The organism is Pseudomonas sp. IT-P258 (assembly GCF_949767825.1).
Classification (GTDB): domain Bacteria; phylum Pseudomonadota; class Gammaproteobacteria; order Pseudomonadales; family Pseudomonadaceae; genus Aquipseudomonas; species Aquipseudomonas monachiensis.
Map to the genome: position 1 here is coordinate 151,674 of NZ_CATKPU010000076.1, position 19,011 is coordinate 170,684.

Consider the following 19,011-nt stretch of genomic DNA (forward strand, 5'->3'; position numbering starts at 1 on the left):
TCGGGTTTTCATGCGGCCTTTTTTGGTGCTCCTGCAAAGAAGGGGGGGCTTGCGGTTGGATCGGCTGATCCTCGACACTGTCCAACCTGCATGAAGCAATTATTTCGTTGTGGAGGCTGCCGTCATGGCCCACGAACTGTATACCCGCACCAATCAGAAGATTTATTTCGCCGGCTTGTCGCTCGAAGCGCTGGCTCGCACTGAAGAGGGGCGGGCGATGAATTCGCTGGCGCTGATCCAGGCCGGACGCGAATCCACGCTGTTTCACCTGTACGGTGCGCTGTTGGGCCTGTGTCACGAAATCGCCGGTTTCTATCGCTTGCCTCAGGCCAATGCTCCCCGTGCAGAGATGTTGCTGACTCGCGAGGTGCTGGACACCATCGCCATTCCGGAAATGGCTGAGCTGGTCGAACTGGCCAATAATCCGGAAACCTGGCTGGCCAAGCTGTTGGCCGCCCATGCTGCATTGTTTCAGCCGCCACGCGCGCCTCACAAGCCGAAAGGGGACGTGACCCAACCTCTGATCCAGGCTGTCAATCTGGATGAAGAGGAGGCACCGCAAGAGCTGAGTCGGGAGGAGCTGGAGAGCTGGCGTCAGAATCTGAAAGGATTGGCGATCCGCTTTCGCGAAGGCCTGAACGAGTGCTGACAGAAACAGTTTTGGGACGGCATCTGGTCAAGATCCCGAGCGAAGCCTGGCCGATGCCTATATAATCCCCGCCTTTCGTGGAGAACAGTCCTTTATGCCAACGTCCTTTCTAGAAATTGTCGAGTTACCAGACGGCCGTATCGAGCTGCGCAGGGCCGAGGACGAGGGTTCTCTGGTTACTTTGGATTTCTCCGAGGACGCCAAGGCATTCCTGCAAGGGCAGCACGTGGAAGTCGCCAAGGCGATGTTGAGCGTGGGTGTTCAGATGGCCGGTCGCCTGGTTGAAGGCGAATTCGACAAGGAAGAGGGGTCGCGGGTTCTTCATTGACCCCCGTCTGTCGCTTTTCTTGACGTCGTTATTCATCGGCTTCTCTGTCCCTGGAGAAGCCTTGCGCGGTGAAGCGCGCGTCTTGTCTGCCGGTTAACCCAGTCGAATATTCAGGCTTTGAGCGTCCCCGGTGCGGGCGGCGCTGATCAGTTGTTGCCGCGATTGGGAGCTCAACGGGTTGATCCAGCTGACCACCGTGTGGCTGCGACCCAGGCGCAGGGCTTCGCAGGTCAGTTGCTGGGCGCTCTGGGTGCCCCGTGGTTGCAGCAACAGAATGCGCTCGCGGTTGAGGCCGGCATCTCGCAGCCAGGCTTGAGTCAGGCTGGCGGGCGGGGCGATCAGTGTCAGCCAACGTGCGTCCTGGTCCTGGCTCAATTCCCTGAGGATCGGTGCCAGGAGGCTCAGGCAGTTCCCGGCTGCACCACGCAGTGACAGCTCGCTGAAAACGTCAGGTTCGGCGCTCCAGGGGGACTCGACTACGTCTTTCAGGATCGGCGCCAATGGCTGTGCCATGAACGCTTCGAACAACGGCAGTTGGGTTTGCTGTGGTGATGTCTGTGGGAACTGCATGGTGCCTCCTTTAGCGGCGAATGACGCCGACACTCAAGCCTTCGATCACCAGTTCCTGGTCTTGAAGGTTCACTTCAATAGGGGCGAACTCGGGGTTCTCGGCGATCAGCCAGACTTTGCTGCCGTCACGCTTGAAGCGCTTGACGGTCACTTCGTCGCCGATTCGCGCAACCACGATCTGGCCGTTGCGGGCTTCGCGGGTGGTGTGGACCGCCAGCAGGTCGCCGTCGAAAATGCCGATATCCTTCATGCTCATCCCGTGGACGCGCAGCAGGTAGTCGGCGCGCGGATGGAAGAAGGCGGGATTGATGTTGCAGGATTCTTCGATGTGTTGCTGCGCAAGAATCGGAGCGCCGGCTGCGACCCGGCCAATGATCGGCAGGGTGGAGTCGTCGGCCTTGGCTTCGAAACCGGGGATGCGAATGCCGCGGGAGGCGCCAGGCGTCATTTCGATTGCACCCTTGCGAGCCAGTGCCTTGAGGTGTTCTTCCGCCGCATTGGGCGACTTGAAGCCCAGTTCCTGAGCGATTTCCGCACGGGTGGGTGGATACCCGTTGTCTTCCAGGCAGCGCTTGATGAAGGCCAGAATCTCTGCTTGTCGTGGCGTCAGCTTTAGCATATCGATCGCTCTGTTTTTTTATACAGTGACTGGGATTATATACAGTGAGGCGATCTTGGCAATGCTCCTTTTTTCAGTCGCCGCCGGACGGTCAAACAGTCAGTGGATTGAAGCTTCGCCGTTGTGTGGTTAAATGTCTGACCGACCATTCCCGAAACGAACTGCCAGACTTGACAATGCACAGGCTGAAACGTATGTTTCAAACAAGTGTTTGTCAGGCGGAGTAGCCATGGCCCAGTCGGAAACCGTTGAACGCATTCTTGATGCAGCCGAGCAGTTGTTCGCGGAAAAAGGTTTCGCCGAAACCTCGTTGCGTCTGATCACCAGCAAGGCGGGTGTCAACCTGGCGGCGGTGAACTATCACTTCGGTTCGAAGAAGGCGTTGATCCAGGCGGTTTTCTCGCGGTTCCTCGGTCCGTTCTGCATCAGCCTCGATAAAGAGCTGGAGCGGCGTCAGGCCAAGCCTGAAATCAAGCCGACCCTCGAAGAGTTGCTGGAAATCCTCGTCGAGCAGGCGCTGGTGGTGCAGCCGCGCAGCGGCAACGACCTGTCCATCTTCATGCGTTTGCTGGGGCTGGCGTTCAGTCAGAGCCAGGGGCACTTGCGGCGTTATCTGGAAGACATGTACGGCAAGGTGTTCCGCCGCTACATGATGCTCGTCAACGATGCGGCGCCGCGTATCCCACCTATCGAACTGTTCTGGCGTGTGCACTTCATGCTGGGTGCGGCGGCGTTCAGCATGTCCGGTATCAAGGCCTTGCGCGCGATTGCCGAAACCGACTTCGGCGTGAACACCTCGATCGAGCAGGTCATGCGCCTGATGGTGCCGTTCCTGGCTGCCGGCATGCGCGCCGAATCCGGCGTTACCGACGCCGCCATGGCCACTGCCCAGCTGCGTCCGCGTAGCAAATCGACACCGCTTGCCGCCAAGGTTTAACCGCGCACGGGTGGGCGCGGCAGCTGACATCCGCTAAGCTAGCCGCCCATGCCGACTCTCGTTTTGAACCCGTTTCCCATTGATATCGCCGACCTGCCGGGCACAGCGTCTGGCGGCGAATTCGTGTGGGCCGGGTTTTCTGTTATCAAGGAATTTCTATGACTGCTGGCTTGCAAGGCTCGTTGATGGTGGACGTCGCCGGTACCTGGCTGACCGCTGAAGATCGCCAATTGTTGCGCCAGCCCGAAGTGGGTGGCCTGATCATCTTTGCCCGTAACATCGAGCATCCGCGTCAAGTGCGCGAGCTGAGTGCGGCCATTCGCGCCATTCGTCCCGATCTGCTGCTGGCGGTGGATCAAGAGGGCGGCCGCGTGCAGCGCCTGCGCCAGGGTTTCGTGCGCTTGCCCGCCATGCGCGCCATTGCCGACAACCCGAACGCCGAATACCTGGCCGAGCAGTGCGGCTGGATCATGGCGACCGAAGTGTTGGCCGTTGGCCTGGACCTGAGCTTCGCCCCGGTGCTCGACCTGGATTACCAGCGCAGCGCCGTTGTCGGCACTCGCTCGTTCGAAGGTGATCCCGAGCGCGCGGCCTTGCTCGCGGGTGCATTCATCCGCGGTATGAACAGCGCAGGCATGGCGGCTACCGGCAAGCACTTCCCCGGCCACGGCTGGGCTGAAGCGGATTCCCACGTCGCGATCCCCAACGACGAACGTAGCCTCGACGAGATTCGCGCCAATGACCTGGTGCCGTTTGCCAAACTGAGCAAGCAACTGGCCGCGGTCATGCCGGCCCACGTTATTTATCCACAGGTCGATTCCCAGCCCGCCGGTTTCTCCCGACGCTGGTTGCAGGACATCCTGCGTGGCGAACTGCAGTTCGATGGCGTGATTTTCAGTGATGACCTGTCCATGGCGGGCGCTCACGTGGTCGGCGATGCCGCCAGCCGTATCGAAGCGGCGCTGACTGCCGGTTGCGACATGGGCCTGGTGTGCAACGACCGTGCGGCCGCCGAACTGGCCTTGAGCGCTGCGCAACGCCTGAAGGTCAAGCCTTCCGAGCGCATTGCACGGATGCGCGGCCAGTCGTTCGCCAGCACCGAATACCGTCAGGACCCGCGCTGGCTGGCCGCTGTCGGCGCGCTCAAAGAAGCTCAATTGATTGATTAAGGACTGTTCGTTATGACGGTTTACGCGATTATCGGTGGCACTGGCCTGACTCAACTCGAAGGCCTGAGCATTCGCCAGTCACTGGCAGTGGACACGCCTTATGGCGCACCTTCGGCCGAGGTTCAGATCGGCGAGTATGCCGGCAAGGAAGTACTGTTCCTCGCGCGTCACGGCCATCCCCATCGTTTTCCGCCGCATCAGGTCAACTACCGCGCCAACCTCTGGGCGCTGAAGCAGGCCGGTGCCGAAGCCATTCTGGCGGTCAATGCCGTGGGTGGCATCCATGCCGCCATGGGCACCGGGCATTTTTGCGTGCCACATCAGTTGATCGACTACACCAGCGGTCGTGAGCACACCTACTTTGCCGATGACCTGGAGCACGTCACCCATATCGACTTCAGCTATCCCTATAGCGAACCGTTGCGCCAGCAACTGATTGCGGCATTGGCGGTGGAAGGCGTGGGTTACAGCAGTCATGGCGTGTATGCCTGCACTCAAGGGCCGCGACTGGAGACAGTGGCTGAAATCGCCCGACTGGAGCGCGACGGTTGCGACATCGTCGGCATGACAGGTATGCCGGAAGCGGCCCTGGCCCGCGAGCTGGAACTGGATTACGCCTGTCTGGCGCTAGTGGTGAACCCGGCGGCGGGCAAGTCGACGGCGGTGATTACCATGGCCGAGATCGAGCAGGCATTGCATGACGGCATGGGCAAGGTGAAATCGACGTTGGCGCGGGTGCTCAAGGGCTGAGCCCCACTTGATACCGCGTTGACCCCATCGCGAGCAAGCTCGCTCCCACAGTGTCCGCGTCGAACACAACTTTTGCGGACATCACTGAACCTGTGGGAGCGAGCTTGCTCGCGATGGCGGTCTAAAAAACGCCGAAAGTCTCAACGTTTTTCGAGGTTTTCCGGCAGCGGCGCAAACAGCGCCTCGATATCATCGTTTTGCAGCTTCCAGTCCCCGGCCTTGCGCCCATCCAGCACACCGGCCGCGAGGTCGGATTTTTCCTTTTGCAGGTGCTGAATCTTTTCTTCCACCGTGCCGCGCGCGATCATTTTGTAAACGAACACCGGCTTCTCCTGGCCGATGCGATACGCGCGGTCGGTCGCCTGGTTTTCCGTCGCCGGGTTCCACCACGGGTCGTAATGAATCACCGTGTCCGCCTCGGTCAGGTTCAGGCCAACGCCACCGGCCTTCAGGCTGATCAGAAAAATCTGACGCTTGCCGCTCTGGAATTCCTTCACTGGAGTACGGCGGTCGCGGGTCTGGCCGGTTAGCAGGGCGTAGGCCACGCCGCGTTTGTTCAGTTCGTCTTCGATCAGCGACAGCATTGAAGTGAACTGCGAGAACAGCAGGATTCGTCGACCTTCCTCGAACAATTCCTCGAGCATTTCCATCAGGCTGTCGAGCTTGCCCGACGTGCTGCCACGGCTTGGCGGGGTCGCCTCGTTGACCAGGCGCAAATCGCAACACACCTGACGCAGCTTGAGCAGGGCTTCGAGAATAATGATCTGGCTGCGGGCCACGCCTTTGCGGGTGATCTCGTCGCGGACTTTCTTGTCCATGGCCAGGCGCATGGTTTCGTACACATCACGCTGGGCCTCGTTGAGTTCGACCCAGTGAATGATCTCGGTTTTCGGCGGCAACTCGGTCGCCACCTGTTCCTTGGTGCGGCGCAGCAGGAAAGGTTTGATCCGACCGTTGAGGTGCGCAAGCCTGACTTCGCTGGTGCGTTTTTCAATCGGCACGCGGTAATCGCGGTTGAAGCTTTTGACGTCGCCCAGCCAGCCGGGCAGGAGGAAGTGAAACAGTGACCAGAGTTCACCGAGGTGGTTTTCCAGCGGCGTACCGCTCAGGCACAGGCGCTGTCGGGCATTGAGCTCGCGGGCAGCCTGGGCGGCCTTGCTGGTCGGGTTCTTGATGTATTGCGCTTCATCCAGCACCAATATGTGCAAGGGCTGCGCCGCCAGGCGTTCGACATCCTTGGGCAGCAGCGCATAGGTGGTCAGGATCAGATCGTAGTCAGCCAGCTTGTCGAAGTGCTTTTTGCGGCCGGCACCGTACAGCGCCAGTACCTTGAGCTGCGGCGTAAAGTGCGCCGCTTCGTCGAGCCAGTTGGGGATCAGGCTGGTCGGCATCACCACCATGCACGGCCGATCCAGGCGGCCGGCGTTTTTCTCGCTCAGCACATGGGCCAGTGTCTGTAGGGTTTTGCCCAGGCCCATGTCGTCCGCGAGAATTCCACCCACCTCCAACTGCCGCAGTGATTGCATCCAGCTCAAGCCTTCGAGCTGATACGGACGCAGCGTCGCATTCAGGCCTTCCGGGGCGATGGCCGTGTGGTCCTTGATGTCGCGCAGGCGCTGGGCAAAGGTGCGGATCTGTTCGCCACCCTCCCACAGTAGCGGCATGTCTTCCAGCGGGTTCAGGCGCGTGGCATCGGCCTTGCTCAGGCGCAGCGTGGTGTCGCCGGGCTCCTGCAGGTAGAACTCGCCAAGGGTGGCCAGCACCGGTTTCAAGCGGCCGAAGGGCAGGGCGACTTGTAATGGGCCGTGCTCGGAATTCGGGCGATTGGGGATATTCACCAGGATCAGCTCGTCGTCGCGGCGTCGGGCGAGGCGTTCCGGGTTGAGGATTTCGGTGTGGGAGCGCATCAGGTTGAGCAGGATCGGCAACAGGCTCAGGCGTTCGCCGTTGACGATGATCCCCAGTTCCAGGTCGAACCAGTCGCGCTCCGGCGCTTGTTCGACGGTGGCGTACCAATCGTCTACCGCTGTCAGGTCGAACCCGAAGTCCTCGTCGATCTGCAACTCCCAGCCCTGGGCGCGCAACTTCGGCAGTTCATTGAGGGTAAAGGTCAGCCAGGCGCTGTCATTGACCATCTCGAACAGCTCGCCGGCGCTTTCCGGCAAGGCCTTGCTTTGCCGGGTGGCGACTTTGAAGCCGAGGATTCGCAGCTGTTCCCGGTAGGACTGTTCCACGTCCGGGTGGCGTTTTATCCGCAGCGTCTGGGTTTCCTGGCGAATCAGGATGTCGGTGTTTTTCTGCCCGCTGACGTACTCGTCCAGGTAACTGAAAGACAGCGCCGCGCGATGCTGGATGTAACGCTGCATTCGACCGTTGCGCGGTTCGAAGGCGCTAAACTCGATGCTCGCCAGCCATAGGCGCGGTACCGGTTGCACATTGTCCACCAGCACTTGCGGCGGGGCTTTCGGGCTGCGGTTTTCCAGGACGGCCTGGAGCTTTTCCAGGAGTTCGGCGTCTTTGGCGGCAGCGGGGTAGTCGAGGGTTTCCTGCACTTGCAGGAGCACCGCCGCGCAATGTTTGCAGTTGCTGTGGACCGGGCAGGAGCAGGTGGCGTCGACCATCAGCAGCGTGCCTTTGGCTGACTCGCGCAGGCGAATGGTCTGACGGTAAACGTTACCGCCAGAGCCTTCACACGCGGCGACGATGGTTGCGTCGCCGGCCTCGACGATCCTGACGCGATTCTCCAGCGCGTAACGGCGACCACGCTCCAGGCTCTGTTCCTTGAATCGGCTGACCCAGGACGGTGCGAGGGGTTTGCTCAGGGTCGCGGACATAGGGAATCAGTCCGGAATTTCTTCGGGAGCTGCTCGGGGTGCGGGGGCGGTCAGCGAGGTGATCTTGATCAACAGGCCGAGGTGGCCGTTATCGAGAAAATTCAACTGGCCGTTCTTGGTGTGGCTTTCCTGTTTCAGGCGCTCGCTGGCGGTCACCATGCCATTGGCATCGATCTGGTTGACCCAGAAATCGGCGTCGACGTCGGTAAAGCGTCCCAGTTTCATGTTCAGTGTGCCCTCGATCGGGAACTGACCATATTGTTCCTTACCGTCGCTGACCGCCACTTTGCTGGCCGTTTCACCGAGGGGTTGTTGCCAGGCCTTGTGCAGCAACACCGTGTAGTCGGCGCTGCTGGTGAGTTTTTCCACCTCGCCATTGAGGCTTGGCGTGCGCAGGCTGTCGGGGCTGACCGGTTGGGCGCCCGCCGCCCAGTCTTCCGGCGCGGCGCGGCTGACAATCGCCGGCACGGCGTTTTGACGGACCAGAATCATTTCGACCTGATACAGGTCATCGGCAAATGCCGTGGGTGCGACCAGCGTTGGCATCAACAGGGTCAGCAGGGTCAGTGAGCGAAACAGGCGCATGCGGCGTCCTTCAAGCAGTTTTCGGAACGAGGCGCTCGAACAGCGCCTCTACAGTATTAAAGCGCTCTTCCGGGCGCTCCATCGGAACCATGAACTTGAACATCGTGGCGCCTTCGAATTTGTAGCGTTTTGGCTGGCTCTGGATCAGTTTGATCAGGGTCAGCGGGTCGACCGGCGTCTGTGCGGCGAACTCGACGCGACCGCCCTGGGGGCCGCCATCGACTTTCTTGATGCCCAGTTGCTCGGCCTGCAATTTCAATGCAGTGATACGGATCAGGTTCTTGGTCGGTTCCGGCAGCAGGCCGAAACGGTCGATCATCTCCACCTGCAAATCCTTGAGGCCGTCCTCGTCGGTGGCCGAGGCAATGCGCTTGTAGAGAATCAGGCGGGCGTGGACATCCGGCAGGTAGTCTTCCGGAATCAACGCCGGTACCCGCAAGTTGACTTCCGGACCGCCGCCGAGCGGTTGATCGAGGTTCGGCTGCTCGCCCTTGCGGATCGACTTCACCGCGCGCTCGAGCATTTCCATGTACAGCGTGAAGCCGACAGCCTGGATCTGCCCGCTCTGGCCGTCGCCGAGCAGTTCGCCGGCGCCACGGATTTCCAGGTCGTTGGTGGCGAGCACGAAGCCCGCGCCGAGGTCCTGGGTGTTGGCAATCGCTTCCAGGCGCTTTTCCGCGTCCGGGGTGATTTGCTGGCGTGGCGGTGTCAACAGGTAGGCATAGGCCTGGTGGTGGCTGCGTCCGACCCGGCCGCGCAACTGGTGCAACTGTGCCAGGCCGAACTTGTCGGCACGCTCGATGATGATGGTGTTGGCGCTTGGTACGTCGATGCCGGTCTCGATGATGGTCGAGGCGATCAGCACGTTGAAGCGCTTGTGGTAGAAGTCGCTCATCACCTGTTCGAGTTCGCGTTCGCGCATCTGCCCGTGGCCGATGCCGATCCGTGCTTCCGGCACCAGTTCGGCGAGGTCGGCGGCGCATTTCTCGATGGTCTTCACGTCGTTGTGCAGGTAGTAGACCTGGCCGCCACGCAGCAACTCACGCAGCAAGGCCTCTTTGACCGTGCTCTTGTTCTGTTCCATGACGAAGGTGCGGACCGACAGGCGGCGGGCCGGCGGCGTGGCGATGATTGACAGGTCGCGCATGCCTGACACCGCCATGTTCAGCGTGCGCGGGATCGGCGTGGCGGTCAGGGTCAGGATGTCGACTTCGCTGCGCAGGGCCTTGAGCTGTTCTTTCTGGCGCACGCCGAAACGGTGTTCCTCGTCGATGATCACCAGGCCAAGGTTTTTGATCTTCACGTCGTCCTGCAGCAGCTTGTGCGTGCCGATGACGATGTCGATCTTGCCTTCGGCCAGGTCCGCGACTGCCGCATTCACTTCCTTGGCCGACTTGAAGCGGCTCATCACTTCCACGGTTACCGGCCAGTCGGCAAAGCGGTCGCGGAAGCTGTTGTAGTGCTGCTGGGCGAGCAGGGTGGTCGGCACCAGGATCGCCACCTGGCGACCGCCGTGCACGGCGATGAACGCGGCGCGCATCGCCACTTCGGTCTTGCCGAAGCCGACGTCGCCACATACCAGGCGATCCATCGGCCTGGGCGCAAGCATGTCTTCGCGCACCGCGTCGATGGTGGTTTGCTGGTCCGGGGTTTCTTCGAACGGGAAGCCGGCGCTGAAGGTGGCGTAGTCGGCCTTCGGGTCGGCGAAAGCGTAGCCTTCGCGGGCGGCGCGGCGGGCATAGATGTCGAGCAGCTCGGCGGCGACGTCGCGCACCTGTTCGGCGGCTTTGCGCTTGGCTTTCTGCCAGGTCTCGGAACCGAGGCGGTGCAGCGGGGCCAGGGCATCGTCGCTGCCGGTGTAGCGAGCGATCAGGTGCAGGTTGGCCACCGGCACATAAAGCTTGGCGCCTTCGGCGTATTCCAGGGCGAGGAATTCAGCGGTCTGGCTGTCGATTTCCAGGGTCGCCAGGCCCAGGTAGCGGCCGACGCCGTGGTCGATGTGCACCACCGGCGCACCTTCGCGCAGCTCGGTGAGGTTCTTGATGACGGCATCGTTGTTGGCATCGGCACGCTTTTCGCGGCGACGGCGCTGCATCACGCGCTGGCCGAACAACGGGCTTTCCGCGACAAGGGCCAGGGCCGGGTTGTCGAGCAGCAAGCCTTCGTCGAGCGGGGCGATGGTGATCGCCAGGCGATCCTTGCCGGCGACAAAGTCCGGCCAGCTGTCGACGGTTTTCGGTCGCAGCTTCAAGCGTTCCAGCAGCTCCAGCAGCACCTCGCGGCGACCTGCCGATTCGGCGGTGAACAGCACGCGGCCGGGGAACTGGTCGAGGAACTCCGCCAGTGCCGCCAGCGGTTGGGTGGCCTTGGCTTCGATCGCCAGGTTGGGCAACTCGCGAGCGGGGAAGCGCTCGCGACCACCACCGCTTTCCACATCCTGTTGACTGGCCACCACGCGCGGCCAGTTCTTCAGGCGCGCGAAGCAGTCTTCCACCGGCAGGAACAGTTCGGCGGGCGGTAATAAAGGACGGGACGGGTCGACGCGGCGTTCTTCATAGCGATTGCGTACGTCGTTCCAGAAGTTTTCCGCGGCCTGTTCGATGCCGGGCAGCGAGAACACTTGGGTGTCCTGGGGCAGGTAATCGAACAGCGTCGAGGTTTCTTCGAAGAACAGCGGCAGGTAGTACTCGATGCCGGCCGGGGTAATCCCGCTGCTCAAATCCTGGAAAATCGGGCAGCGGCGGAAATCGACATCGAAGCGCTCGCGAAAGCGCGCCTTGAAGCGAGTGACCGCTTCTTTTTGCAGCGGGAATTCCTTGGCCGGCAACAGCTTGACCGAATCAACCTTGTCGATCGAGCGCTGGTTCTCCGGGTCGAAGGTGCGCAGGGTTTCGATTTCGTCGTCGAACAGGTCGATGCGATACGGCAGTTTGCTGCCCATCGGGAACAGATCGATCAGCGAGCCGCGAACGGTGAACTCGCCGTGCTCATACACCGTATCGACGTAGCGATAGCCCGTGGCTTCAAGCCGGGTGCGCATTTGCTCGACGTCGAGCTTCTGGCCGATGTCCAGCACCAGGCTGCTGCCGAGCAGGAATTTGGTCGGCGCGAGGCGATGCAGGGCGGTCGTGATCGGCACCACCAGCACGCCATGGCTCAGTTCCGGCAGCCGGTACAGACTGGCGATGCGCTGGGAAATGATGTCCTGGTGCGGCGAGAACAGGTCGTAGGGCAGGGTTTCCCAGTCCGGAAAGTGCAATACGGGCAAATCCGGGGCGAAGAAACCCAGCTCCTGTTCCAGCCGTTCGGCACTTTGGCTGTCGGCGGTCAGCAGCAGGGTAAAGCGCTTGGCAGCGCTGGCGGCCTCGGCGATGGCCAGGCTCAGGGCGGCACCGGGCAGGTTGCCCCAGTGCTGTTTACCTGCCGCGGCAGGGAGAAGCGGTAGACGCAGAACGGGCACGGAAGGTTGAGCTCCAAGCGTTGCGACAAAGTCGGCAATTGTAGCGGTCAACGATGCCGCCTGTCAGTTGCTGACTGTGTCTAAAGCACGGGTTTGGTGAAATGTAGTGGTAAAGACAAAATCCGGCGCTTTTTTGCCATGAATTATTGAATATGTAGTGGCAAAAACAACGAGTGTTACGGAGGGTTACGGATAACGACGCGCGGCCTCCAAAAAATTGACTGCGCTGAAAGCCCCGGTTTTATTGGGTTTGCGCGGGGCGTAATTTTTTTGAACGACGAATTGTTACGTAAAGCACGACGGGCGCGCATTGCTACCGCTGTCACTCGGCGGCATAATGTAGCCCCTTTTTTCTGCCCCTACATGTGGAAGGTTCCCGTGACTCAGAAGCCCGACCAGTGTCTTGGTGAATGGATCGACCGTGAAGCACTCGCAGAAGCGATGATTCCGCTTATCGGTCAGCTCTACCGCAATAACAACGTGGTGAGCTCGATCTATGGCCGCAGCCTGATCAATCGTTCAGTCATTGCGATTCTCAAAGCTCACCGCTTTGCTCGTCACCGTCAGTCCGACGAAAGCGAGCTGTCCGTCCACGAAACATTCCCGCTGATCAAGGCGATGAGCGAACTCAAGCTCGGCGCCGCTTCGGTGGACCTGGGCAAGCTGGCGGCCAAGTTCAAGGCCGAAGGCAATGGCCGTACTGCCGAGCAGTTCGTCCGTGAAGAACTGGCTGACGTGGTTGGCCAGCAAAACGCATCGGCCCGCAAAGGCACCGACGTTGTCCTCTACGGCTTCGGTCGTATCGGCCGTCTGCTGGCGCGCATCCTGATCGAGAAAACCGGTGGTGGCGACGGCCTGCGCCTGCGCGCCATCGTAGTCCGCAAGGGCGCCGAGAACGACCTGGTCAAGCGTGCCAGCCTGCTGCGCCGCGACTCGGTCCATGGTCCGTTCGATGGCACCATCACCATCGATGAAGCCAACAACACCATCACCGCCAACGGCAACCTGATCCAGGTTATCTACGCCAAGAGCCCGGCCGAAGTCGACTACACCCAGTACGGCATCGAAAACGCCCTGATCGTCGACAACACCGGTGTATGGCGTGACGCTGACGGCCTGGGCCAGCACCTGGCCTGCCCGGGCGCTGCCCGCGTGATCCTCACCGCACCTGGCAAGGGCGCGCTGAAGAATATCGTGCATGGCATCAACCATGGCGAAATCACCCCTGACGACAAGATCATCTCGGCGGCTTCCTGCACCACCAACGCCATCGTGCCGGTGCTAAAGGCGGTCAACGACAAGTACGGCATCGTCAACGGCCACGTCGAAACCGTTCACTCGTTCACCAACGACCAGAACCTGATCGACAACTTCCACAAGGGCAGCCGTCGTGGCCGCGCCGCGCCGCTGAACATGGTTATCACCGAGACCGGTGCCGCCACCGCAGCCGCCAAGGCGCTGCCAGTGCTCAAGGGCAAGCTGACCGGCAACGCGATTCGCGTTCCTACGCCGAACGTGTCGATGGCCATCCTGAACCTGAACCTGGAAAAGGCCACCACTCGCGAAGAGATCAACGAGTACCTGCGCCAGATGGCCATGCACTCGGACCTGCACAAGCAGATCGACTACGTGAGCTCCCAGGAAGTGGTTTCCACCGACTTCGTTGGCTCGCGCCACGCAGGCGTAGTGGACGCTGAAGCGACCATCACCCAGGATAACCGCGTTGTTCTGTACGTCTGGTACGACAACGAGTTCGGTTACAGCTGCCAGGTGGTTCGCGTGATGGAAGACATGGCCGGTGTAAACCCGCCAGCATTCCCGCGCTAAGCCTTTAGCTGCACATGAAACGCCCCGGCCTTGGTCGGGGCGTTTTTGTTTGTGCGCTCCGCAATAAATACGCTTTAGAAACAATCCTGTAGGAAAAGGATCGTTTCTATTGGCGAAACTTCTGAATCATTCTTTTGACCCTGCCGTGAGGATCGCGACGCTGTTAGCGTCCGCCGCATTATTTCTGAACACCCTTCCTGGGATATGGATTTTGAAATGAATGCACCCATGCAGCCTTTGTATACCAACGATGTTTCCCCAGAGTATCTACGCAGTCTGGACAATCCACACTTCACTGAGCAGCAAATTGCGCAATTCCATGAGCACGCCCAAGTGGTTGTGCGTCAACAGCAGGCCTACATCGACGCTCATCCTGCTATCGCAATCTTCCGGTGCGCAACCGAGGGCAGCCACACCCGTAACGGCGGGGTGATCCAGCAAGGGACAGGGCCGCTGGAGTTCAAGTTGGAAAATGGACGCTCGGTGCGCGTAGCGCGAACAGGCGACTACGTCCTGTATGCCGATGGCAGTACGGCGCAAATCATTACCGGCGCAGGGCAAGACAACAATGATGTGGCGCTGGTCGGCAGCATGCTCAGCAATGGCGACGAAATCATCAATACACCGCAAGGCGGCTACGTGTTTATTGCGCGCGAAGGTGTGTCGATGGGCGAGGATTTTTTGCCATCGGTCGCGGATTGAGTGACGAAGTCTGGCGCTGTCCAAAGCTGTCTCAGTGCTGCGTTGCTTAAATGCTCACGCAGCTGATGGTCGAAAACTTTCTGGACTCGGCCGGAAGTAACGGAGAAGAAATTCAATGAAAGAAGGACATTTCATCGGTCTGAATGACCGAACCACTTGTGGTGGCAAAGTTCTGGATGGTGACACCCGGATCATGATGTATGGCGTTGCCCACGCCTGCGATGGTGATCGAGTTACCTGTGGAAAAGACGGGAAGACGTATCGGATCGTCGGTGGTATTTCGCACATGATCAGTCATGGAAAGCTCATGGCTGGTACGCTGGACAGTTACAGTAATTGCCCCTGTAAAGCTCGACTGATCCCCTCCGTAATGACGGCCACGTATCAAAGCAACGCAAGCCCTGCAAAGCCGGCCACCAGGGCTGCGGGCTCATCGGCGGCTCCGGCTGAAAACAGCTTTACGGCCAAACCTCAGGTGGTTGATCTGAAGCTGGCAGATAAAATCTCTGCACCACCCGGCGACCTTGGTGGAAGCGAAGCCTGTAACCATCCAGACCAGATGGAAGAGCTTGCCAGCTACATCGCAGGTGAGATGAATAGGAACATCAAGCATCCGTCCGTGTTGAAAATGAAAGAGCTGATGAGCTACGACAGCAGCGCGCAAGCCAGGAAATTTCGGGCGTTACCCTGGTACGCCAGACTGGCTGGACCACCAAATTTCAACGGAATTGCATGGACGAAGAAGCTTGAGGCGATGGCGATCTGGACGAAGCAGGTGGGTCAGAATATGGAGTGGGATCACAAGCCGAAGCTTCGGGCTATGTACAGCGATGACGTCCGGCACAAGCAAGGCCGATATGACTACTACTACGATATTTGGTCGAACATCCATTATGGGTACGTCGGCATAGTAGGTGGGCTTTCACAAAGCGTATTGTTGGATGGTGCGGGAGTTGAGCAAATTGGCTCGGACACAAAAAGGTGGATTGAAGACCATAAGAAATACCCAGGCCCGCATCTAACTGCGAGTCTAGTTGACGGACTACGGGCATTTGACGATATAGCCGATAGGGTGGCGATAAGTATTGGTGTGAAACTCGCCAGTCAATACGCAAATGGCGGGGTGACAGCCAAAATCATCATGAGCGAAGTTTTGGCAGTCGCACCCGAAAATTGGGGGGATGGAGTTCGTGAGCACTCCTGCACGTAAAAGAGGTCAATCTTTTAAAAGGTGGTTGTGGATTCCGATTGTGTATCTGGCCATCACCCACTGGGATATTGCGCTACCTACGGTTACTATTCACTATCCCGAGAGCGGAAGGGAGGAGCTCAGATACATCTGGAATGTCCAAGACCGGGTATACAAAGGAGGGATGCAACCCGGCGGAGGCACAGTCGATAATGGTCACCTGTTTCCGGATGATAATTTTTTTATGGAAATCTCCTGGTGGAGCAAAAATGTTCGTGCCCACTGCGTCAACATAACCCCGAAGTGGCCTAATACGGATATCTATCTTGATGCCAATGGTGATATTGATCTCAGCGAAGGCAGTGGCACTGATTCGGATCGCTTGAAACAATGTATCACAGATACCGCGAGCCCCTGAAAGATGCCAAGTTCTGAGGGGATCGGCTTCACAAGATTATCAGTATCCCAAAATGTAAATAAAAGGGTGCTGCTTTTGTTTATGCGTAGACTGCTAGCAATATTGCTTCTGATATATTTTGTCTGGTATGTCTCCGTGCCAAGGGTGAAAGTCTATTTCTCAGAGGCGGGGGGGCGGAAAGTTGGAGTTTGTTCTAAATACTCAGCACGATATATTTCGAGGAGAAATCTCCCCTGGCCAATCTACAGGAGGTCCCGGCCATATTTTTAAAAATAATGATTTTTTCATGCAGTTCGACTGGACTGTCTCAGGGAAAAGTCATTGCGTAAGGATAAGTCCTAAGTGGCCAACGACCAGTATATATATTGGAGCAGATGGAGCTCTCGATAGCGGTCACACTAGTGCAGCCGATTCAGATCGATTAACGGAATGCCCTCGGCAATGAGTACAGGATCAAAAAAAACGCTCCGACCTTCATTCTACGGTCAGCCCTTGGACTGAATTGTGACCATGGGAGGATAAAGTGTCGATAAACATCGGTTTAAAACTCGCCAATCAGCACCCTGATGGCGGGATAACTGCGCAGATAATTGTGAAGTGTTGGCAGTTGCTCCGGAAAACTGGGGGGAAGGAGTCCGTGTCCACGACTGCAAGTAAATCCCGGAGGCGGTATAAGCGATGGTTGTGGATTCCAGTTGTGTTTTTGGCCATCACTCATTGGGATATTGCGTTACCTACTGTGACTGTTCACTACTCCGAAGATGCTCGTGGCGAACTTAAATACATATGGAACGTGCAGGACCGTATTTTCAAGGGGCGTATGCAACCCGGAGGCGGTACGCGTGATTATGGCTTTCTGTTTCCGGATGAGAATTTTTCATGGAAATTTCCTGGTGGAACGATGGCGCGCTCCGACATTGCGTCAACGTAACCCCTAGGTGGCCCAATACGCATATTTACCTCAATGCCAATGGCGACATTGATTACAGCGAAGGCAGTGGCACGGATGCGCATCGACTGAAGCAATGCTTCACGGATACCGCAAGCCCATGAAGAGTAGTGAGATGCACAGCTTGTAAGGTGAATCTAGGAGACGGAGTCCGTGTCCATTCCTGGTAATAAACCTCGGTCGCGTTACATTCGGTGGCTATTGATTCCGTTGATACCACTATTGCTGCCATTGGTGGTTCTTCTCTTGATCGCCCTCTGGCAAATTATTGTGCTGCCCGCCGCGACGGTTCATTACTCCAAGAATGACGAAGGCGAATTGCGGTTCATCTGGAATGTACAACGCCGGATATACAAAGGTGGTATGCCCCCTGGCAGCAGCACACGCGATCATGGTTTTTTGTTTCCTGATGAGAAGTTTTTCATGGAGATCTCTTGGTGGAACGATAAAGATCTCCGACACTGCGTAAATATCACCCCGACATGGTCCAATACGCACATCTACCTTGATGCCAACGGCGATATTGATCGCAGCGAAGGCAGCGGTACGGATTCGCATCGACTAAAACAATGCGTCACCGATACCGCGACTCCATGAAAAGACCCCGATTGCAGCCATTGCAGTTCGGTCAAGAACTTTGTAGGAGCGAGATTACTCCGGGCGGTGTTCCGATGATGGAGCCAGGAGCGCTGCGTTTAACCAGTAAACATGCGTTATCGTTGACGACCATCGCGAGCGAGCTCGCTCCTACAGGGATTGGTGGTGTTTGCGCGGTCGTGATCACACCAGCGATCCAATGTGGGAGCGAGCCTGCTCGCGATAGCGGTCTGACAGAAATATCAATGTTGACTGTGATGGCCTCTTCGCGGGCAAGCCCGCTCCCACAGTTCTATCGCATAATGGCTGGCCCTGGCGGCGTGTCAGGGGATGTTTCGGGGAGCTCGGGAATTGTTGATCAGGTGGCAGGGGGTGGCATTTTTGCTGCTCGGCGCACTATCAGGCTGTGGTAACGGCGACGCCCTCGAAAGCTTTGGCGGCCCGACCATGGGCAGCACTTATTCGATCAAGTATGTACGCCATGCCGGTCTTCCGGCGCCGGACGAAGTCCGTGTCCAGGTCGGGCAGATCCTCGCTGACATTGACCGGCAAATGTCCACGTACCGCAGTGACTCGGACATTGAGCGCTTCAATGCATTGCCGGCCAACCGCTGTCAGGCGATGCCGGCATCGATCCTCGAATTGGTCCGCGTGGGCGAGCAGCTGTCAGTGCAAAGCGACGGTTCCTACGATCTGACGGTGGAGCCGTTGCTCAATCTCTGGGGATTTGGTCCGCAGGCCCGTGGGGAGAAAGTCCCGACCACCGAAGCCCTCGCCGAAGCCCGCAAGCGCGTCGGCCATGAACACTTGCGCATCGAGGGCGACCGGTTGTGCAAGGACGCCGCCGTGGAGGTCGACTTCAACAGCATCGCCGCCGGTTATGCGGTGGACACGATTGCCGCAAGACTCGAGACGATGGGCATCCACGACTACCTCGCCGAGGCTACGGGCGAGCTCAAGGCCTCCGGCAAGAAAGCTGACGGTTCGCCATGGCGCATTGCCCTGGAAGAGCCGCGGGATGACCGGCAGGTGGCCGATCGGGTCATTGTCGTCGACGGCTATGGCCTGTCCACTTCCGGCGACTACCGCAATTATTTCGAGCAGGACGGCCAGCGCTTTTCCCACACCTTCGATGCTCGCACTGGTGCGCCGGTCTCACACACCCTGGCATCGGTCACGGTAATTCATCCTTCCGCGTTGATGGCCGATGGCTTATCGACGCTGTTGCTGATTCTCGGCCCGGAGCGCGGTTGGGACTACGCAGAAAAACACGATATCGGCGCATTTTTTGTGATTCGTGCCGATACAGGTTTCGTCACACGCAGCAGTCACGCTTTTGAACGCCTCAGTGGCAAAAAAACCGAATGATTTCGGCGATTTGAGCATTGAAAACTGGCGTTGTAGCGCAGGCAAAAGTAGCCTACGACG

Annotated in this window: 17 protein-coding genes; 12 read left to right on the plus strand and 5 right to left on the minus strand. The window is 58.8% G+C overall.

Annotated elements, in window-relative coordinates; all coding sequences use genetic code 11:
* Positions 1-124: 124 nt before the first annotated feature.
* Together ACM6G4_RS23225 and ACM6G4_RS23230 are read left to right on the plus strand one after the other, a co-directional pair.
* Positions 125-649 (plus strand): DUF6586 family protein, encoded by a 525-nt coding sequence (locus tag ACM6G4_RS23225; protein WP_056721996.1) that lies wholly within the window; start codon positions 125-127, stop codon positions 647-649.
* Between the two features lie 94 nt (positions 650-743).
* Positions 744-977: a hypothetical protein gene (locus tag ACM6G4_RS23230; protein ID WP_046041430.1), complete on the plus strand. Its 234-nt coding sequence runs from the start codon at positions 744-746 to the stop codon at positions 975-977.
* A 93-nt stretch (positions 978-1,070) separates the two neighbouring features.
* Here the strand turns inward: ACM6G4_RS23230 and sulA are convergent, their stop codons facing one another.
* Positions 1,071-1,547, minus strand: a complete 477-nt coding sequence (sulA, locus tag ACM6G4_RS23235) for an SOS-induced cell division inhibitor SulA (RefSeq protein WP_056721998.1) — start codon at positions 1,545-1,547, stop codon at positions 1,071-1,073.
* Positions 1,548-1,557: 10 nt separating this feature from the next.
* The gene (lexA, locus tag ACM6G4_RS23240; RefSeq protein WP_007995278.1) at positions 1,558-2,166 is read right to left on the minus strand and encodes a transcriptional repressor LexA; all 609 of its coding nucleotides are present in this window, start codon (positions 2,164-2,166) and stop codon (positions 1,558-1,560) included.
* Positions 2,167-2,395: 229 nt separating this feature from the next.
* Between lexA and ACM6G4_RS23245 the strand changes: the two genes are divergently transcribed.
* From ACM6G4_RS23245 to ACM6G4_RS23255, 3 genes are all read left to right on the plus strand, one after another.
* A complete protein-coding gene (locus ACM6G4_RS23245) occupies positions 2,396-3,103 on the plus strand; it encodes a TetR/AcrR family transcriptional regulator (RefSeq protein WP_409078442.1) in 708 nt (235 codons plus the stop codon).
* 158 nt (positions 3,104-3,261) lie between these two features.
* A complete protein-coding gene (gene nagZ, locus ACM6G4_RS23250) occupies positions 3,262-4,272 on the plus strand; it encodes a beta-N-acetylhexosaminidase (protein WP_056722002.1) in 1,011 nt (336 codons plus the stop codon).
* Positions 4,273-4,284: 12 nt separating this feature from the next.
* A complete protein-coding gene (locus ACM6G4_RS23255) occupies positions 4,285-5,022 on the plus strand; it encodes an S-methyl-5'-thioinosine phosphorylase (RefSeq protein WP_056722004.1) in 738 nt (245 codons plus the stop codon).
* 140 nt (positions 5,023-5,162) lie between these two features.
* Here ACM6G4_RS23255 and ACM6G4_RS23260 read toward each other — a convergent pair whose 3' ends face one another.
* From ACM6G4_RS23260 to mfd, 3 genes are read right to left on the minus strand one after another with little or no spacing between them, the layout of a single operon-like run.
* On the minus strand, positions 5,163-7,856 hold the full coding sequence (locus tag ACM6G4_RS23260; RefSeq protein WP_414914693.1) for an SNF2-related protein: 2,694 nt from the start codon (positions 7,854-7,856) through the stop codon (positions 5,163-5,165).
* Between the two features lie 6 nt (positions 7,857-7,862).
* Positions 7,863-8,441, minus strand: a complete 579-nt coding sequence (locus ACM6G4_RS23265) for a CsiV family protein (protein ID WP_056722008.1) — start codon at positions 8,439-8,441, stop codon at positions 7,863-7,865.
* Positions 8,442-8,451: 10 nt separating this feature from the next.
* Positions 8,452-11,901, minus strand: a complete 3,450-nt coding sequence (gene mfd, locus ACM6G4_RS23270) for a transcription-repair coupling factor (protein WP_414914694.1) — start codon at positions 11,899-11,901, stop codon at positions 8,452-8,454.
* 363 nt (positions 11,902-12,264) lie between these two features.
* On the opposite strand from mfd, the gene ACM6G4_RS23275 reads away from it, so the two are divergent.
* The 7 genes from ACM6G4_RS23275 (at position 12,265) to ACM6G4_RS23305 (ending at position 18,951) form a co-directional block, all read left to right on the plus strand.
* On the plus strand, positions 12,265-13,728 hold the full coding sequence (locus ACM6G4_RS23275) for a glyceraldehyde-3-phosphate dehydrogenase (RefSeq protein WP_056722011.1): 1,464 nt from the start codon (positions 12,265-12,267) through the stop codon (positions 13,726-13,728).
* Positions 13,729-13,944: 216 nt separating this feature from the next.
* Positions 13,945-14,430: a hypothetical protein gene (locus tag ACM6G4_RS23280; protein ID WP_414914695.1), complete on the plus strand. Its 486-nt coding sequence runs from the start codon at positions 13,945-13,947 to the stop codon at positions 14,428-14,430.
* A 115-nt stretch (positions 14,431-14,545) separates the two neighbouring features.
* Positions 14,546-15,640, plus strand: coding sequence for a polymorphic toxin type 44 domain-containing protein (locus tag ACM6G4_RS23285; RefSeq protein ID WP_414914696.1), 1,095 nt, complete (start codon positions 14,546-14,548; stop codon positions 15,638-15,640).
* Entirely contained in the window at positions 15,612-16,037 is a 426-nt protein-coding gene (locus ACM6G4_RS23290) for a hypothetical protein (RefSeq protein ID WP_414914697.1), read from the plus strand. Before ACM6G4_RS23285 ends, ACM6G4_RS23290 begins: the two co-directional genes overlap by 29 nt.
* 697 nt (positions 16,038-16,734) lie before the next feature.
* Complete coding sequence (locus ACM6G4_RS23295; RefSeq protein ID WP_414914698.1) at positions 16,735-16,968, plus strand: hypothetical protein; 234 nt, start codon at positions 16,735-16,737, stop codon at positions 16,966-16,968.
* A gap of 171 nt (positions 16,969-17,139) precedes the next feature.
* Positions 17,140-17,583 carry a hypothetical protein gene (locus ACM6G4_RS23300; protein WP_414914699.1) on the plus strand — a complete coding sequence of 148 codons (444 nt, stop codon included), beginning with the start codon at positions 17,140-17,142 and terminating at the stop codon, positions 17,581-17,583.
* 330 nt (positions 17,584-17,913) lie between these two features.
* Positions 17,914-18,951 (plus strand): FAD:protein FMN transferase, encoded by a 1,038-nt coding sequence (locus ACM6G4_RS23305; RefSeq protein ID WP_414914700.1) that lies wholly within the window; start codon positions 17,914-17,916, stop codon positions 18,949-18,951.
* Positions 18,952-19,011: the final 60 nt, after the last annotated feature.

Bases quoted from the DNA above. Each gene is read 5' to 3' on its own strand.
- ACM6G4_RS23225 (WP_056721996.1), top strand. From the start codon at position 125: ATGGCCCACGAACTGTATACCCGCACCAATCAGAAGATTTATTTCGCC.
- ACM6G4_RS23230 (WP_046041430.1), top strand. From the start codon at position 744: ATGCCAACGTCCTTTCTAGAAATTGTCGAGTTACCAGACGGCCGTATC.
- sulA (WP_056721998.1), bottom strand. From the start codon at position 1,547: ATGCAGTTCCCACAGACATCACCACAGCAAACCCAACTGCCGTTGTTC.
- lexA (WP_007995278.1), bottom strand. From the start codon at position 2,166: ATGCTAAAGCTGACGCCACGACAAGCAGAGATTCTGGCCTTCATCAAG.
- ACM6G4_RS23245 (WP_409078442.1), top strand. From the start codon at position 2,396: ATGGCCCAGTCGGAAACCGTTGAACGCATTCTTGATGCAGCCGAGCAG.
- nagZ (WP_056722002.1), top strand. From the start codon at position 3,262: ATGACTGCTGGCTTGCAAGGCTCGTTGATGGTGGACGTCGCCGGTACC.
- ACM6G4_RS23255 (WP_056722004.1), top strand. From the start codon at position 4,285: ATGACGGTTTACGCGATTATCGGTGGCACTGGCCTGACTCAACTCGAA.
- ACM6G4_RS23260 (WP_414914693.1), bottom strand. From the start codon at position 7,856: ATGTCCGCGACCCTGAGCAAACCCCTCGCACCGTCCTGGGTCAGCCGA.
- ACM6G4_RS23265 (WP_056722008.1), bottom strand. From the start codon at position 8,441: ATGCGCCTGTTTCGCTCACTGACCCTGCTGACCCTGTTGATGCCAACG.
- ACM6G4_RS23275 (WP_056722011.1), top strand. From the start codon at position 12,265: ATGTGGAAGGTTCCCGTGACTCAGAAGCCCGACCAGTGTCTTGGTGAA.
- ACM6G4_RS23280 (WP_414914695.1), top strand. From the start codon at position 13,945: ATGAATGCACCCATGCAGCCTTTGTATACCAACGATGTTTCCCCAGAG.
- ACM6G4_RS23285 (WP_414914696.1), top strand. From the start codon at position 14,546: ATGAAAGAAGGACATTTCATCGGTCTGAATGACCGAACCACTTGTGGT.
- ACM6G4_RS23290 (WP_414914697.1), top strand. From the start codon at position 15,612: ATGGAGTTCGTGAGCACTCCTGCACGTAAAAGAGGTCAATCTTTTAAA.
- ACM6G4_RS23305 (WP_414914700.1), top strand. From the start codon at position 17,914: ATGTTTCGGGGAGCTCGGGAATTGTTGATCAGGTGGCAGGGGGTGGCA.